Below are 14907 nucleotides of genomic sequence, written 5' to 3' on the forward strand. Positions count from 1 at the left end.
AAGAGCTGGTGCATGGACATATTGTACCCCGAAGGGGCAGGATCAATCAAGAGGCCTTTTTTCAGTTCCAGAATTGTTGTGTCTCACAGGGGCTCACTTTTCAGCGTTTGATGACGCATTCATCGAAGTTCAGCAGGGCGTTGGCGACAGTGGTCATGGCAGCCAGATGTGATGGGTCGAGAGTTTCGTCTGGTTTGAGGTCCCCGACGGTCAGGTAATCCTTCGCTTGTTGCGGATGCTGAGAGAATGATTTGCGTTGTGACTCATACAAATTTTTCAGCACGTCGAGTTCTTCATCGGTCGGTTGCCGACTGGTGAGGGTGCGGAACATGTCGACCAGACTTTTCTCAACATCGTCACCATTTTTGTGAATCAGTCGTTGAGCTAAACCGCGGCTGGCTTCCACGAATTGCGGACCGTTGAGCATCACGAAGGCCTGAAGTGGTGACGAGGTTTGTTCGCGTTTGACTCGGCAGACTTCACGCTTCGAAGCATCGAGCGTCATCATCACTGGAGCGGGGCCGGTTCGTTTCCAGTAAGTGTACAAGCTGCGGCGATACAGGCCTTCTCCTTTGGATCGTGTTGTCGGCTTAAAGGAGACCTCGACTTCGTACGGTTTTGCTGGCGACCCACCCTGTTTTTGGACGAGGAGTCCACTTACAGCGAGTGCGTTGTCTCGCAACATCTCAGCAGGCAGACGGTAGTTGGGAGCGCGGGAGAGTCGTCGGTTTTCTGGATCTGTCTGCAATGCGAATGGTGTGGCATCTGAAGATTGGCGGTACGTTGCCGACATGACAATCTGTTTGATCAGTTGCTTCGTGTCCCAACCGTTTTCAATAAAGTTGACCGCTAACCAATCGAGAAGTTCTGGATGCGTCGGCAATTCTCCCTGACTCCCAAAATCTTCGGGCGTTCTCACTAATCCCTGACCGAAAAGCATTTGCCAAATCCGGTTCACTGCGACCCGTGAGGTCAATGGATGCTCGGGGGAGGTGAGCCATTTCGAAAGCGTGAGCCGATTGGGAGTCTCGTCGTCGGGAAGAGGGAAGAAAGCAGTCGGAGTCTGTGCTGTAACTTTTTCAGCGGGGGCATCGTAAGCACCTCGCGCAAGTCGGTAAGTCGGCTTCTTCTGTTCCAGCTCACGCATCACCATGATCTCTGCAATGCCATCGATGAGCGTGTTGAGTTCGCTTCTCTTCTTTAGAACTGTTTCGAGTTGTGCTCGATATGCTTCGTCGACAGTGTTCAGGTAAGTCTCGTACAGTTCGACTTCAGAATGCCTCTCCTTTGTGTCGACGTCGTTGGAGCGTTGGCTTAACAGGCCAACTTCTTGTCTGGTGAGTCGACGATCAAAGACTCGGAACTCATCGACCAGTCCATTCGTGAATCCGCGATCACGAAACCGTTCTCCGATGGCAATGTGATCACCCCCGCCACCTGTAATTTGCTTGGTGAGGTTATCGCGAACAACTTCGCATTCAGCAGGCATTCCATCTATGAAAATCTTTAAGCCGGCAGCTCTACTTGAACCGTCATAAGTCATGACAACGTGTTGCCATTGTTTGGTTGGAATTTGATTTTTCGTTTTAATTCGAATCGCGTTTCCAGGCCAGAAATGGATCAGCGAAGCACTCAGCTTGCCCTCTTCGATTAACAGTTGATATCCACGACTCCCGGCATCGGTCCAGGCTCGGGAACGATGAAAGATGACCGCGCGGTCTTTGACATCAGGAGTGAGCATCCACAAAGAAACGGAGAACGGCTGAGCACGGTTGAAATTGCCGACTTCGGTTCCGATTACATCGTCACCGGTCAGCTGGGCTGCATTGCCGAAGACTCCTTCTACCTGCTTGTTGCGTCCGTCAACCTTTTCAAAATCGAGATATGCGACCTCGCCTTGGACAGGAGCAGAGACCTCTGGTTTCTCTTTGAGCCATGTTTGGAATGCAGCCTGCTGTGTGTCAGCAATCGCTTTGAGCTTGTCTTCTTCAGCTGCGATCGAGGCTTTCAGATCAGCAATGGATTTCTTTTGTGAATCGTTTGCCAGAAGCAATGTGGGAGTGGGGACCGCAGGGGTGAAGAAGGAGTAAAGTCCTGCTTCGTCGATATTGTCGAAGAACGCCGAGAACTGGTAATACTCGCTTTGAGTGATCGGATCGAATTTATGATCATGACATCGGCAGCATTCGAGCGTGAGTCCTAAAAACGCCGTCCCGAATGTTTGGGTACGATCTGCGACATACTCAATCCGAAACTCTTCCGGTGTGCTGCCACCTTCAACTTTTTGTGGATGGAGACGGTTGAATGTGGTCGCCAGAATTTGATCGTCGGTCGCGTTCGGTAAGAGGTCGCCAGCGAGTTGCTCGGTGATGAACTGATCGTACGGCATGTTCTTGTTGAAGGCACGAACGACCCAGTCTCTCCAGGGCCAGACATGGCGGTCCCGGTCGACTTGATAGCCATACGTATCGCTATACCGCGCGACATCAAGCCAGTCGGATGCCATCCGTTCTCCGTATGCCTCTGATGCGAGCAATCGGTCGACAGTCTTTTCGTAGGCGTTCTCAGAGGTGTCAGCAGCGAACGCATCAAGTTCTTCAAGAGTTGGTGGCAGGCCAGTGAGGTCGAAGCTGACGCGTCGCAGGAGTTTTTCTTTAGCAGCTTCCGGGTTGGGTTGCAGTTTACGTTCTTCAATTCGTCTCAGGACGAACCTGTCAATTTCGTTGCGGACCCAGTCCTCCTGTTCCACTTGAGGAAAATCTGCTTTCACGGGAGGAAGAAAAGCCCAGTGTCCTTCGTATTTCGCTCCCTCTTGAATCCATTGGCGGATCAGGTCAATCTGAGATTGTGTGAGTTCGATTTTCGACTTTGGCGGTGGCATCTTCGAGTCGGGATCATCGGTCGAAATTCTCAAATAGACTTCGCTCTGTTGAGGATCTCCCGGCTTAATGACGTGTGAGCCAGCACCGAATTCCAGGGCTTTGAACGCTTCTTCTTCGATATCTAACCGCAAATCAGCTTCACGGGTTGCCGCATCTGGTCCATGGCAGAGAAAACATCGGTCCGAAAGAATCGGTCGGATGTCTTGATTGAACGTAATTTTCTCTGCTCCGCTTGCCAGCGTACTGACAATGAAAATTCCAAAGAGAGCGACCACGGTGATCAACTTTTTCGCGATAGCGGGAGAGTTCATGGTTTGTACACTCTGAGTAATCGTCTTGGAGCAAATTCAATTTTTTCGTGCCCGTGAAGAACGCATTTCTCTGGTGAAAATGCTGTTCGCCACGAGGCAGATCCTGCAAAGCAATTTGAAAGATGCTCTTAATCTATCAAGAAGAAGTATAGCTCTCATGAAACTCATCTGAGAAGGTGATCGTCCAAATTGTGAGGAAACTGAGCGCAAGAAGAAGGCCGCCGGAACAGGTTCCGGCGGCCTTCTTGGATGTTTGTGAGAGAAGATTCTCCACGAGATTCTTATTCTTTTTCTGATTCCTTCTCTTCAACTGGTCCGAGCAGTTTGACGAGCTCAACTTTCAGGTTCTCTCCACGTGCCTGAAGAGAGACAACTTTGCCGTCCTGGTTGACGAGGATCGCTGTGGGGATTCCGCTAATTCCGTAGTGACGGGCAATTGGATTATCCCAACCTTGCTCTTCCGGTTCTGGGAAGAAGATGGACTTCCAAGGGAGGTCTTTTTCTTTGGTGAAAGCCATGAGTGCTTCTTCATCTTCGTCCAGGCTGATTCCGATCACTTCGAAACCTTTGTCGTGGTAGTCTTTGTAAAGGCCTTTCAGATTCGGGAGTTCAGCGATACAGGGTCCGCACCAGGTGGCCCAGAAATCAACGAGGACCACTTTTCCCTGAAAGTCTTCGATTTTGAATTCTCCACCGCCCACTGTTGGACCGGCAACTTCAATGCTGTTCCCGAGCAGGTTCAAGCGACGAACGGTCGATTCCATCCGCTTGACGATTTCACCGAGTTGTGGATGGTCTTTTTTGCTGAGAATTTCGACGTATTTATTGTACGCGACAATCGCATTCTTTTCATCGCCAATTCCTTCTAAAGACCGAGCGACTTGCATGGCGACCTGAAGGTGATCACCGAAGCTTGGCGAATCAATTTTTGCGTCCGCCAGTTTCTTTCCGATCTCGTCGATCAGCTCTTGTTTTTCTTCTGGAGTTGCAGCGGCAAGACCATTGATTCGCTGTTCGAGTTCCATTTGAGCGACCAGTTCTTTAACGGCTGGGCGTTCATCTCGTTTCATCTGGTCGAGGAGTTTCGTCTGCTTGACGATGGCGGTGTTGTCACCGAACTGAGCGAGAATCTGCAATACTTGCAGACGCATCTGAATGGCATTGAGATAGATGTCTTCACTCACTTCGCGAGAAGCGACTTCATTGATGGCCTTGTCGAGTTTTGTAAAGTGTTGAAGAATCCCTTCCGGAGTTCGTTCTTCGGGAGCCATTCGGCTTAACCGACGAAGGAACAGATCCAGAATCCGCTCGTCAGTGCCTTCTGGAACTGCAAATGGATCCTTCTTTTCTTCGCTTTCCTTCGCTGCTTCTTTGTCGGAAGCTTCCTTCGCTGGTGCATCTTGTGCGGAAGCGGTGCTGAAGTTGACCGTCACGGCAAAGAGCAAAGCCAAGCTGAATAAACGTAGACTCATGTGACCCTCCTCAGGTCATAGTATCTAGAAAAATTGACCAACTTGTTGTGGTCAGAAAAGGTGACGATGGTCTGTAATTCGCGCAGTTCTGACACCGCAAGAAAAAAGTATCGTTTATATGGTGGACGCCCGAGCAGCAGATCGACAGTGAAGAATCTCACAATTCAATTAGCCGACAGGCAACTTGAAGTTTCGGTGAAGCATCATACGCATTCGACAGGACTTCGCCAACTCACACTTGAAATACTTGATGCGTGTTCAAGTCCAAGTCAGGAAAGTTTCCTGGCACAAATCTGATACCGTTCTGAGACCGTAATTTTACGTTCTGTCTCGTAGCGAGCAGTCTGTAGAGTCTTGAAGCTGGCTTTCGCTGGCACAGAAAAGACTGATAATGCTCGAATGTCTTTGACGCATGCGTCGTTCATTCGCTCGAACAAAACTTGAGAAAGTATTCAAAGTTCGAGCGAATGACCACGATTTCATTAGTCCATGAGCAGTTCCAAAATTTCCGTCTTCTTCGTTCTGGCCAGACGATGCAGCAGGCCAGGTGGTTGTGAAAGACAGTCTTCACGGACGGGAGAAATCATGGAAAAACTCTATGCTTCGTCGAGCACGTCTACGGCTGCAAATGCTTTTCCTTCCAGCATTTCCAAGCTTGCTCCGCCACCGGTGCTCACATGAGAAACACGGTCTGCGAATCCGAGTTGCTGGACCGCAGCGGCGCTGTCTCCTCCGCCAATAATGCTGACAGCATCTGAATCAGCAATCGCCTGAGCGACCGCTTTCGTTCCGGCATCGAATGGAGGAACTTCGAAAACACCCATCGGTCCGTTCCAGATGATCGTCTTCGCCCCTTTGACGAGGTCGGCGTACATTTCAGCTGTTTTGGGGCCGATATCGAAGCCTTCGAAATCATCCGGAATTTGTCCGGCATCAACAACCACTTTGTTGCAATCAGGGTCTTTGAATGCGTCACCACAGTGTGTGTCAATTGGCAAGATCAGTTTGTCGCCACCTTTTTCAAGGAGCTGGTTGGCGAGGTCGACCTTGTCCGGTTCGACCAGACTCTTTCCAATTTTTCCGCCCTGAGCGAGTGCGAATGTATAAGCCATTGCACCGCCGATCAGAATCTTGTCACAGATATCAAGGAGATTCTCGATGACTTTGATTTTGTCGGAGACTTTGGCTCCTCCCAGAATCGCGATGAATGGTCGATCAGGGTTCGCAATGGCGTCGCTGAGGTACTGAATCTCTTTCTTGACAAGAAATCCGACCACTTTGGGAGCGTCGCCCATGACTGAGGGGACTGTGTACATGCTCGCATGTGGACGATGGCATGTTCCAAAGGCATCGTTGCAGTACACATCTCCAAAGGCAGCCAGTTTTTCTCCAAATGCCTGTTTCGCAGCACGCTGCTCGTCAGTTGTCTTTGGATCGTCTTCCTTCACTTCCTCTTCGGCAGCGAAGCGGACGTTCTCAAGGACGACGACTTCACCCGGTTGAAGAGCCGCCACTTTTGCCTGGGCATCTTCACCGACGGTGTCGGTCGCGAAGGAGACTGGAGCCTCAAGTAGTTCTGCCAATTTTTCGGCAGCTGGTTTCAGGCTGTATTTAGCGACCACTTCCCCTTTAGGGCGTCCGAGATGGCTCATCAATACGAGACTGCCGCCTCGTTTCAGAACGGATTGGATTGATGGCAACGCCATTCGAATTCGTCGGTCGTCGGTGACATTCCGATTGTCGTCGAGCGGGACATTGAAGTCGACACGCATCAGCACTTTTTTACCTGACACGTCGATGTCTTCGATAGTTTTTTTCGCCATGGAGACGATGTTCCTCTTAATAGGTCAGCTTTAGGATGGATGAGCAACGGGCTCGCGGGACAACATCAGTTTGAATTTACCGGGTTGCGTAACGAGTTACACAACACTGTTTAGAACTGGTCCTGAAACGTGAAATTGCTCTCTCAAACGTTGAGGAAAGCACCTATTTCAGAGGTTTTCGGACTGGTTCTATTCAGATAGCTGTTTGTTCAGATACTTGATCTGCTGCTTGATTCGCACGAATAAATCTCGAACAACAGTCAGCCCAGCTCAGGTTGCGTCGATCGCAACACAACTCTCTGAGTATTTTATCACAACACCACCTAAAGAAGTGGGGCTGTGGAGTGAAAGTCTGTCACATGAGAAAATCGTAAGAAACCACGTCTCGACTGCCAAGTGCTTAGATGGAGTGAATCTTGAGAGAAACTGGCTTCATGGCGATCGCAAAGCGACCAGATGCGGAACCTCATTCGTCGTCCAAGCTGAATAGACCTTCATGCACATCTCAGAATTAGCAGAGCAGCGTGCGTGCCTGGGTATTCCAGATTGCTCAAGCATGATTAGCGTTCCATGGTTGGTAAGGCCAGGCATTGGCAGACATGCCGTAAGTCTTGGGCGCGAACATTGACTGACTGAGGGGGCAGCAGTTGCGGAATGCCGACAAATTTCCAATAATCCCCTCACTCAATGCAGAATCTTGTTGCGATCCTTACGTCTGACCGCTTCACGAAACTTTCGTGCCGACGTAAACCGTTACGACCATAACAGATGCCGCCGTAGCTCAGTTGGCAGAGCGAGGCTTTCGTAAAGCCTAGGTCGCTGGTTCAAGTCCAGTCGGCGGCTCTTTGATAGTTATTAGCGCTAACAAAACCTGAACGAGTCTTCGATTCGCAGTGAATCCAAACCCTTTCAGAGGTCTTGTTAGGCTCTCTTAGTAGTAAGTTGTGAAACGACTCTTTGTGTGGCACTGCCTGGGGCGTCCGGCTGTGCAGGCAAGGTGGGGATTTCGGAAGTTTCCAATGACCGAGAACCGTTCGACCTTTGGCTTCGTTCGCAGCTTCAGTCTTACTGAGTCATCGCACCATGGCTGATTCATCTTTGAAGAGCGATGCACTTTCCATCTGGCAAGCAGGAGTCGATGCGGTCAACTCTGCTCGGTTGGTTCGCGAGGTCGTTTCTGGTGATGCAGAAACACTGAATGTGGCTGGGACTCGTTGGCAGGCAGGAAGGTCTGGTCGGATTATCGTTGTGGGGGCTGGCAAAGCGGGGGCTGGAATGGCTGCCGGGTTTGAGGCAGCGGTCTCTGAGAAGTTGAAATCACGACTTTCAGGGTGGGTGAACGTTCCTGAAGATTGTGTGCGCAAGCTGGAGACGATCCACTTGCATGGTGCACGGCCTGCAGGTGTGAATGAACCGACAGTTGCCGGAGTCGCAGGAACTCAAGAAATTCTTCAGCGAGTCGCTTCGTTAAATCCAGAAGACTTGTGCGTTGTGCTGATCTCTGGTGGGGGAAGCGCGTTGTTGCCGGCTCCGAGACAGGGGATTTCTCTTGAAGATAAGCAGCGAGTCACCCGATTGCTGATGCGATCTGGGGCGACGATTGATGAACTCAATGCCGTTCGCCGAGCACTTTCTGATGTCAAAGGGGGCGGATTATTGCGGGCCTGCCGCGCTGGGCAATTGGTGACGTTGATCATCTCGGATGTGATTGGTGATCCACTAGAAGTGATTGCCTCTGGCCCGACGGTTGATGTAGTGCCAGATCCCCGAGCAGCGTGGGAGATTTTGAATCGCTTACTTGTTGACTCAATCGAACTTGTTCCGGAATCGATCAGGCGAGTTCTTGCTGAGTCGGAAACTCATTCACAATCAACCCGCGAGATCGTCTCCGAATACTCGAACGTGATTATCGGAAATAATCAGACCGCTGTCGAAGCCGCTGCCGAACAGGCAAGAACGCTCGGGTATGAATTGGCGCTTGTTGAGTTTGATCAACCTGGGGTTGCGAAAACATTCGGCGAGGAGTTCACAACTCGATGCTTGCAGCTTCGCGAGAACTCACCCGTAGGCAAGAAGTTTTGTCTGGTTAGCGGGGGCGAGCCGATTGTTCAACTTGTGAAAACAGAGCAGCCACAAAAGGGGGGGCGCAATCAAGAGTTGGTACTCGCCGCAGCGAAGCGACTACAAGCTGAAGATCACTCTGGGATTGTCATTCTCTCCGGTGGAACAGATGGAGAGGATGGGCCGACAGATGCGGCGGGAGCCTACCTCGACGAGACGGTTTTGAGTCTCGCGAAGAGTCAAGGTTTGCAGATTGATGAGTTTCTGAGCGTCAACAATTCGTATGTGTTTTTTGAGCGTGCCGGCGGTCTCATCAAGACTGGTCCAACGCACACAAATGTCATGGACTTACGAATCGGTTTGGTTGAAGTTTCAGAGTCATCAAGCTGAGACTGCTCAGAGTTTGTTTAGAGCATCTTTCGAATTGATTTGCATGTTCTGCCTCGTGGTGAACAGCATTTTCATGGAGAAATGCGTTCTTCATGGGCAAACGGTAGAGCAAACTGCTCTAGGTCAATCCAAGCTGAGTCTTCGCGGTCACGAAAAAACTTAGCGAATTTTTGGGTCGCGGTGGCTGCGCACGAGGACGTAATCGCCGAGGAAGCTGACACCGAAGTTGTTCGCTTTGATGACAGCAGCAAACGCCTGGACAGCTGATGTTTCTTCGAAGTGGCCGGTGAAAGTTCCTTCAACATCGGGGCGAATCACAACTTTCCTCCCGGCGTACTTGGAAATGGTTGTGAGAACATCCCGAATTTCGGCGTTTTCAAATTTAAAGATGTAGGTGTCGTCTTTTGATCCAGCAGTCACTTCGATGGCGGAACTCGTTTCTTCGTGGGACTGTTCTGGTTCTTTGGCTTCAATCACAACTTCCGTCATCTCAACGGGCTTGATCGTTTCGACTGGAGCAGCGGGAATAACGTCCTGCTGTTTCGTGGTGGTTTCTGCAGTGGCTTGTGTTGGCAGGTTCTCGTTGACTTTGTTGCGAAGTCTCTTTAACTCAGCAATGTCTTCACGGAGCTCTTTCAGTTCGCTTTCAACACGCTCAACTTCCGTTCGCTGTTCGTGACGTCGTAACTCTTCAATTTCACGTCGTGCTTCCGCGAGTCGAAACTGTAATATTTCTTTTTTGAGATGATGGACTTCATGATCCATCGCTTCACGGTCAGCGCGTTTGGGAATAGCGACCGGCTCGGGAACAAGAATTTCTCGATGGTGTTCAATCGGTCGAGTTGCAGCGTACTGAAATTCCCGATCGGGGATCGGTGTGAGTTCTCTGATCTGTTCAGTCGGTGCATTGCTACTCATCCCCAAGCTGGCGTTCACATCTGCAGAGGCGATACGAATTGGACTTGGCGTTGGGGACAATGAAGATTGCTGTGAACTCTGCGAAGATTGCTGCGAACTTTGTGTAAGAGTCGCCTCAGCAGGGAGCGGCTCGAAAGACGCCGCTGTTAATTTTTGACGATCTGGTGACGGAGCGGGATCGAATTGGAGTTCTTCTTGGTGTCGCTGGGCGATGGCTGGCGAGTCTGACAGTTCCTCTTCGCTTGTTTTGAGTTCATGTCGCGCTTTGCCTTGAGAGTTGAGCGCGTTGCGAATCTCTTCCGGTTTCAATCCAGTGAGTAGGACCGTTAGCCCAAAGGCGAGGCTCATTACCCAGAATGCAATTTTGAAAGGGGCATTTGACATAGATCTCTACCACTCACGGCTCGGTCTGCCAGGTCGTGCCTGCTGGTGAAATGAGTCTCAATCATGGACACGATTTCGCCTTGGGCAAATGAAGGATTGAACAGGCTTTGAAATGAGATGTTGCCAAGTCGAAAACGACTTTAGACATTGCCACGCCAGATTGGCCTGGACTCTCAATTCAGGAATCGAGGATGCACATGAAAGCATCGCATCGAGATGTGCTCACTATGATCAATCGGCACAGATGACCTTGCGACTCGCGTAGAATCGTCATAACCCGCAAATTTTAACAGTTGTCGGAAAAGAAAAAACGCGGCAAGGTCCCCTCAAAGCTCCCAGCTTCTCCTTGCCGCGTTTTGATTGACAAAATGTTGACAGATCGTTTGCAGTCACGGAAACATAGGGCGCTCCTTCTGAGAGTCAAACTTTTTCAGAAATAAGCGTTAAAAAAGCGGGAGCCTGAGAAGGGCGAAATGTCGCTTTTTTTGAACATGGTGAATTCTTTTTTCTTCGTGCAGATTTTCAACGTGAAGTTTTCCAAGAATTTCGATCAGCGAGGACTTGCTGGACGGGAGAGAATCGGTTGCCAGAGAGGCCGTCTCGATCTGAGAAAATTTGGGAAAGAATCATTTGAACTTCGGCGAACGGGCTTTCAGGTCGTGTCTGAAAGCGGGAATGTCGCCAAGTTCTGCCTGCGCAAAAGTAAACAGCCTGCTCCGAATTCGAAGCAGGCTGTTCCCCTCACCCTCAAGCTGTTTCATCACCCCCGGTTATGAGTCATCATCAATTCCAAGAGACATTGAAGATTCCTCGAAAACGGTTCACTATTGAGTGAGTTCTAGAACTGGTCCTGAAATCTGATTTCGATCTCTCATTCACTGAGAAAACGCCCATTCCAACAGTATTTGGACCAGTTGTGGGTCTGATTCCGTCTAGAAAACGTCAAGGCGGAAATGGTGTCCGGAGTGGTACGGACGCTCTTTAGGATAGAAGTTGTGCCAGTCGGTGTTGTAGACCGGAATCCGACGTTCTTGTGGATACCTGTAGTACAGGTGATCGTAGCTTTCCGGCTGCGTCTGGAAATTGTGTGGATAGTACACATACGGGTAATAGTAGAACCGTTGCCAGTTGGATGGCTGTCCGGGCTGAGCAGCTTCAGCTTCGCTCGTATCGACAAAGGCAACTGCGACAAAGGCAATTGCACAGAGTCCGGCGAGCAGTGTGTGCTTCAACATGAAATGACTCCTTAATCCGTTGAGGAGAGACGCTTGTGCGTACCTGACCCCAGACATCAAACCGTTCACCCACACTGGTTCACGGTACGAAAGTACTGAAATGTCCCTGGTTCGTCGTGACAATTCAGCCTCGGGGGACTAAATTCGCACTGAGAGACACGATGTTTGAATACCGAACAATCACTTCTTTGATCGGCTGGTTTCTGCTTTTGGAATAGGCTTTTTCGTTAAAATCCGCACAGGCGGTCTAACTGCACTTGATTTGAGTCTCGAATGATCCACATTCAGCGATGTCTACAGGGTTTCTACGGAGGCTTCGCGCTCAGCCTTTTTCTTGTGTTTTGTGGGATCGAGACAAATGCTCAGGAGCTTTCCTGTCAAATTGGCGCGGATGATGTTCAACCTCACCTGAACTACCTCGCAAGCCCAGACCGTCAGGGACGGGACGATTGGGGGAAAGTCGAAGCCCGCGAGTACATCATTAAGCATTTCAAGTCGCTGGGTGTGAAACCACTTTTCGATGAGAGTTACTTGCAAGCGATTCCAGAATTCGGGTCTCAAGCAGAGATGCCCCCCGTGTACGGTTATAACATTGGAGGCTTCATCGAGGGGACAGATCCCAAACTCAAGCATGAGTGGATCATCGTCAATGCACACTACGACCACTTGGGAGTCAGAGGGGGAAAAGTGTTCCCCGGAGCAGACGACAACGCCAGTGGTGTTTCCATGCTCCTTGAAGTCGCCCGGCACATTTCAAGATCTCCCGGCAAACGGAGCGTCGCGTTTCTTTCGTTTGATATGGAAGAGCACCTGCTGTGGGGATCGCGATGGTTTCTCGCTCATCCTCCAATGGAGGTTGAATCGATCAAGTTTTGCTTGACCGCAGATATGATTGGCCGGTCGCTGGGTGGGCTCGACATTCCGACAGTCTTCGTTTTAGGAAGTGAACGTTCGCGAGAAGTTCACGCAGCTCTGGAAGCGGCAACTGTTCCGCAGGGATTAGAAATCGCACAACTCGGCGTCGACGTCATCGGTGTCCGCAGCGACTACGGTCCGTTCTATTACCGGCGGATTCCATTTTTGTTTTTCTCCACTGGCGAACATCCTGATTATCATACTCCGCAAGATACGTTAGAGCGTTTAGATGTTGAAAAGGTCGCCCGAGTTTCAACGGTGATGAATCAAGTCGCCCAGTCGATGGCGAATACGCCGGGAGAGATCACGTGGGAAGGTACTCCGGAACCATCGCTGCAAGAAGTGGAATCGGTGAATCGAGTTTGTGTGAACCTGCTGAACGCTGGCGGAAGTGGCTCTCTTGAACTGACGAATGCACAGCAGTTTTTTGTCTCTCAAGTCAAATCAAAAACAGACTACATCCTCAAGTCCAAAAAGTATTCCAACGAAGAACGCAAGTGGCTCGTTCGAGCAACCCAAATCATGATGCTCACGATCTTTTGAGGTCTTCGAGCCCTTTCTGAATCGCTGCTCAGCTTTTACAGGGCAATCGGTGTACAAAGCCCTCCTGACTTCTTGCGAGCGGTTTGCCAGAATGGTCCATGATGGGAATTCGTTGAAGCCCGGTGACTCTCTCGGTCAGGCCACTTCCCTTTCAGGGAGGTTCTGTTTTTTACGCGCCAGTCGAACGAGGTCTGGCTTGTTGTACTGAACGCTATTGCACTGATTACTGATGACGCCCAAAGATCACCTACCGTATGACCTTCACATCGTGCTGGGAACGGGCGAAAAGCTGTGGAAGATTGCTCGGCTTTTCGCGAGAAATGGCTGGGCAACGCGTGAGTGTTCATGGACTGAATTCGAGATACAGTCCACTGACTCTGATCTTCTGCTCGCTCCGGCCTCACCTCCCTTGCTTAGAGCAGTTTGCTCTACCGTGTGCCCGTGAAGAACGCATTTCTCTAGTAAAAATACTGTTCGCCACGAGGCAGAACCTGCAAACCAATTCGAAAGATGCTCTAGCGGAGGAGTCTCTGACGATCCCGATGCCGTTGACCAGATTCTGACTCTATTAGATTCAGCTGCGATTCCGTATGCCTACGAGGAGTATGACGAAGCTGATGTTCTCATCAGGTCAGGGCCATAAGGTTCCGGCTAAACCTTCGGGCAGCACATCGTCTCTGACGCGGCCGAATGAATAAACGTTTTGTATGTCCTTGATTATGAATCGAATTTCATTTTCTCTTCAGGATGGGTTGAATTCACAACGCAACACTCCTTCTTTAAGTCGAGGCAGACCGAAAGAGACAGCGACCCAGGCAGGTCTGCAATTTCTCACTGAAGGAAACTTGCGATGTTACATTCAATCAAAAAAGCAATTGTCAATTACTTTTATCTTACTGAAGTTATGAGCGAAAAAGCTGCGATGTCGATTCACGAGTCCAGTCGGTTGATTAAACGAGATCAGCAAAGCAAAAGTCATCCGACGAGCACAAGTATGCAGGCCTGCAGTGACAAAGAAGATGGCACAAGTCAGGCCGGTCACTCAATTTTGATTAACAAAACGTCTGTCGACAGCAGTATGAGCGGGGTGAGGGTGATTGGCGCCCAACATGTCGAAAGTCATTCTTGTGACCAGATTTAAGTTGGTACGCTTTCCGCTTCAAGAGATGTTTAGGCCGTAGTAGTGGATTGTTTTTGTCGATGGCGGAGATAGGTGCCGGCTCCCAATGCACAAGCGCCGATGCCAAGCAGGACGAACGATGAGGGTTCAGGAACGCTTGGAGTTGTTAATCGCAATTCGATCGCATCGACATCTACTTCCCACAACCGGATTGTTACATCAAAACTGTTCGAGGTAAACCAACTTGTGTTGAGGGAAGTTGTAATCCAATCACCACTTGGCAGATTAAAGGATGTACCAGTGGGATTTGAGTCCTCATGGGTAGTATTCTTTGCTCCCTGGAGGATTTCGTAGCGATGATTCCCAGGCCAACCATCAGTGGTACCGTTTTTTGCGAAAAAACGAAGTTCGGCAGAAACAATGTCATTGAAATCTACACCAGCAGCTGCTAAGTCGAAATTAGCTGAAATTGCATCGAACCATAGATCGCTAGAACCCGTTGCATACGAAGCTTTAGTTACGGTTCCGGTCGTTGTCGGCCCCCACGAACCGTCTAACGTGCTAAGGTTAGCTGTATCATCGTACTGAAGTGTTCCTTCATTTTGAAAAGAAAGCCCTTCGTTCAACGACACGGTAATAAGCCCGCCAGATACATCTTTGGTTGCGCAAAACATTGCCGAAAGCAATGTGAGTGTGGTAAGTAGCCGCATTTTTTTGCCCTGCCGAGAACGACTGAAGATGATTTCAATACCTGAACCCATTTTTTTACCATCAGGTTCTAATATTGTCAATTCATAATGTCATCCAGGTGCATCCTATAATAATTGAAATTTGCATGGTTTGATGTTCAGGT

9 protein-coding genes and 1 tRNA gene are annotated in these 14907 nt (G+C 49.9%); 4 read left to right on the forward strand and 6 right to left on the reverse strand.

Annotated elements, in window-relative coordinates:
• Positions 1 to 100 precede the first annotated feature (100 nt).
• The 3 genes from ACN0YR_RS03270 to ACN0YR_RS03280 form a co-directional block, all read right to left on the reverse strand.
• A complete protein-coding gene (locus ACN0YR_RS03270; RefSeq protein WP_417847765.1) occupies positions 101 to 3193 on the reverse strand; it encodes a DUF1553 domain-containing protein in 3093 nt (1030 codons plus the stop codon).
• A gap of 281 nt (positions 3194 to 3474) precedes the next feature.
• Positions 3475 to 4665 (reverse strand): TlpA family protein disulfide reductase, encoded by a 1191-nt coding sequence (locus ACN0YR_RS03275; RefSeq protein ID WP_417847766.1) that lies wholly within the window; start codon positions 4663 to 4665, stop codon positions 3475 to 3477.
• Between the two features lie 596 nt (positions 4666 to 5261).
• Positions 5262 to 6488, reverse strand: a complete 1227-nt coding sequence (locus tag ACN0YR_RS03280) for a phosphoglycerate kinase (RefSeq protein ID WP_417847767.1) — start codon at positions 6486 to 6488, stop codon at positions 5262 to 5264.
• Positions 6489 to 7258: 770 nt separating this feature from the next.
• On the opposite strand from ACN0YR_RS03280, the gene ACN0YR_RS03285 reads away from it, so the two are divergent.
• Positions 7259 to 7331 (forward strand) — tRNA-Thr (locus tag ACN0YR_RS03285).
• A 240-nt stretch (positions 7332 to 7571) separates the two neighbouring features.
• Positions 7572 to 8939, forward strand: a complete 1368-nt coding sequence (locus tag ACN0YR_RS03290; RefSeq protein WP_417847768.1) for a glycerate kinase type-2 family protein — start codon at positions 7572 to 7574, stop codon at positions 8937 to 8939.
• A 159-nt stretch (positions 8940 to 9098) separates the two neighbouring features.
• On the opposite strand, the gene ACN0YR_RS03295 is transcribed toward ACN0YR_RS03290, so the two are convergent.
• Entirely contained in the window at positions 9099 to 10241 is a 1143-nt protein-coding gene (locus ACN0YR_RS03295) for a hypothetical protein (protein WP_417847769.1), read from the reverse strand.
• A gap of 932 nt (positions 10242 to 11173) precedes the next feature.
• Positions 11174 to 11476: a hypothetical protein gene (locus ACN0YR_RS03300; protein ID WP_145202445.1), complete on the reverse strand. Its 303-nt coding sequence runs from the start codon at positions 11474 to 11476 to the stop codon at positions 11174 to 11176.
• Between the two features lie 273 nt (positions 11477 to 11749).
• Here ACN0YR_RS03300 and ACN0YR_RS03305 point away from each other — a divergent pair, with 273 nt between their 5' ends.
• A complete protein-coding gene (locus tag ACN0YR_RS03305; RefSeq protein ID WP_417847770.1) occupies positions 11750 to 12934 on the forward strand; it encodes a M28 family metallopeptidase in 1185 nt (394 codons plus the stop codon).
• A gap of 850 nt (positions 12935 to 13784) precedes the next feature.
• Complete coding sequence (locus ACN0YR_RS03310; RefSeq protein ID WP_417847771.1) at positions 13785 to 14075, forward strand: hypothetical protein; 291 nt, start codon at positions 13785 to 13787, stop codon at positions 14073 to 14075.
• A 29-nt stretch (positions 14076 to 14104) separates the two neighbouring features.
• On the opposite strand, the gene ACN0YR_RS03315 is transcribed toward ACN0YR_RS03310, so the two are convergent.
• Positions 14105 to 14845: a PEP-CTERM sorting domain-containing protein gene (locus ACN0YR_RS03315; protein WP_417847772.1), complete on the reverse strand. Its 741-nt coding sequence runs from the start codon at positions 14843 to 14845 to the stop codon at positions 14105 to 14107.
• Positions 14846 to 14907: the final 62 nt, after the last annotated feature.

It is taken from the genome of Thalassoglobus sp., assembly GCF_048270125.1.
In the GTDB taxonomy this organism is placed as follows: Bacteria; Planctomycetota; Planctomycetia; order Planctomycetales; family Planctomycetaceae; genus Thalassoglobus.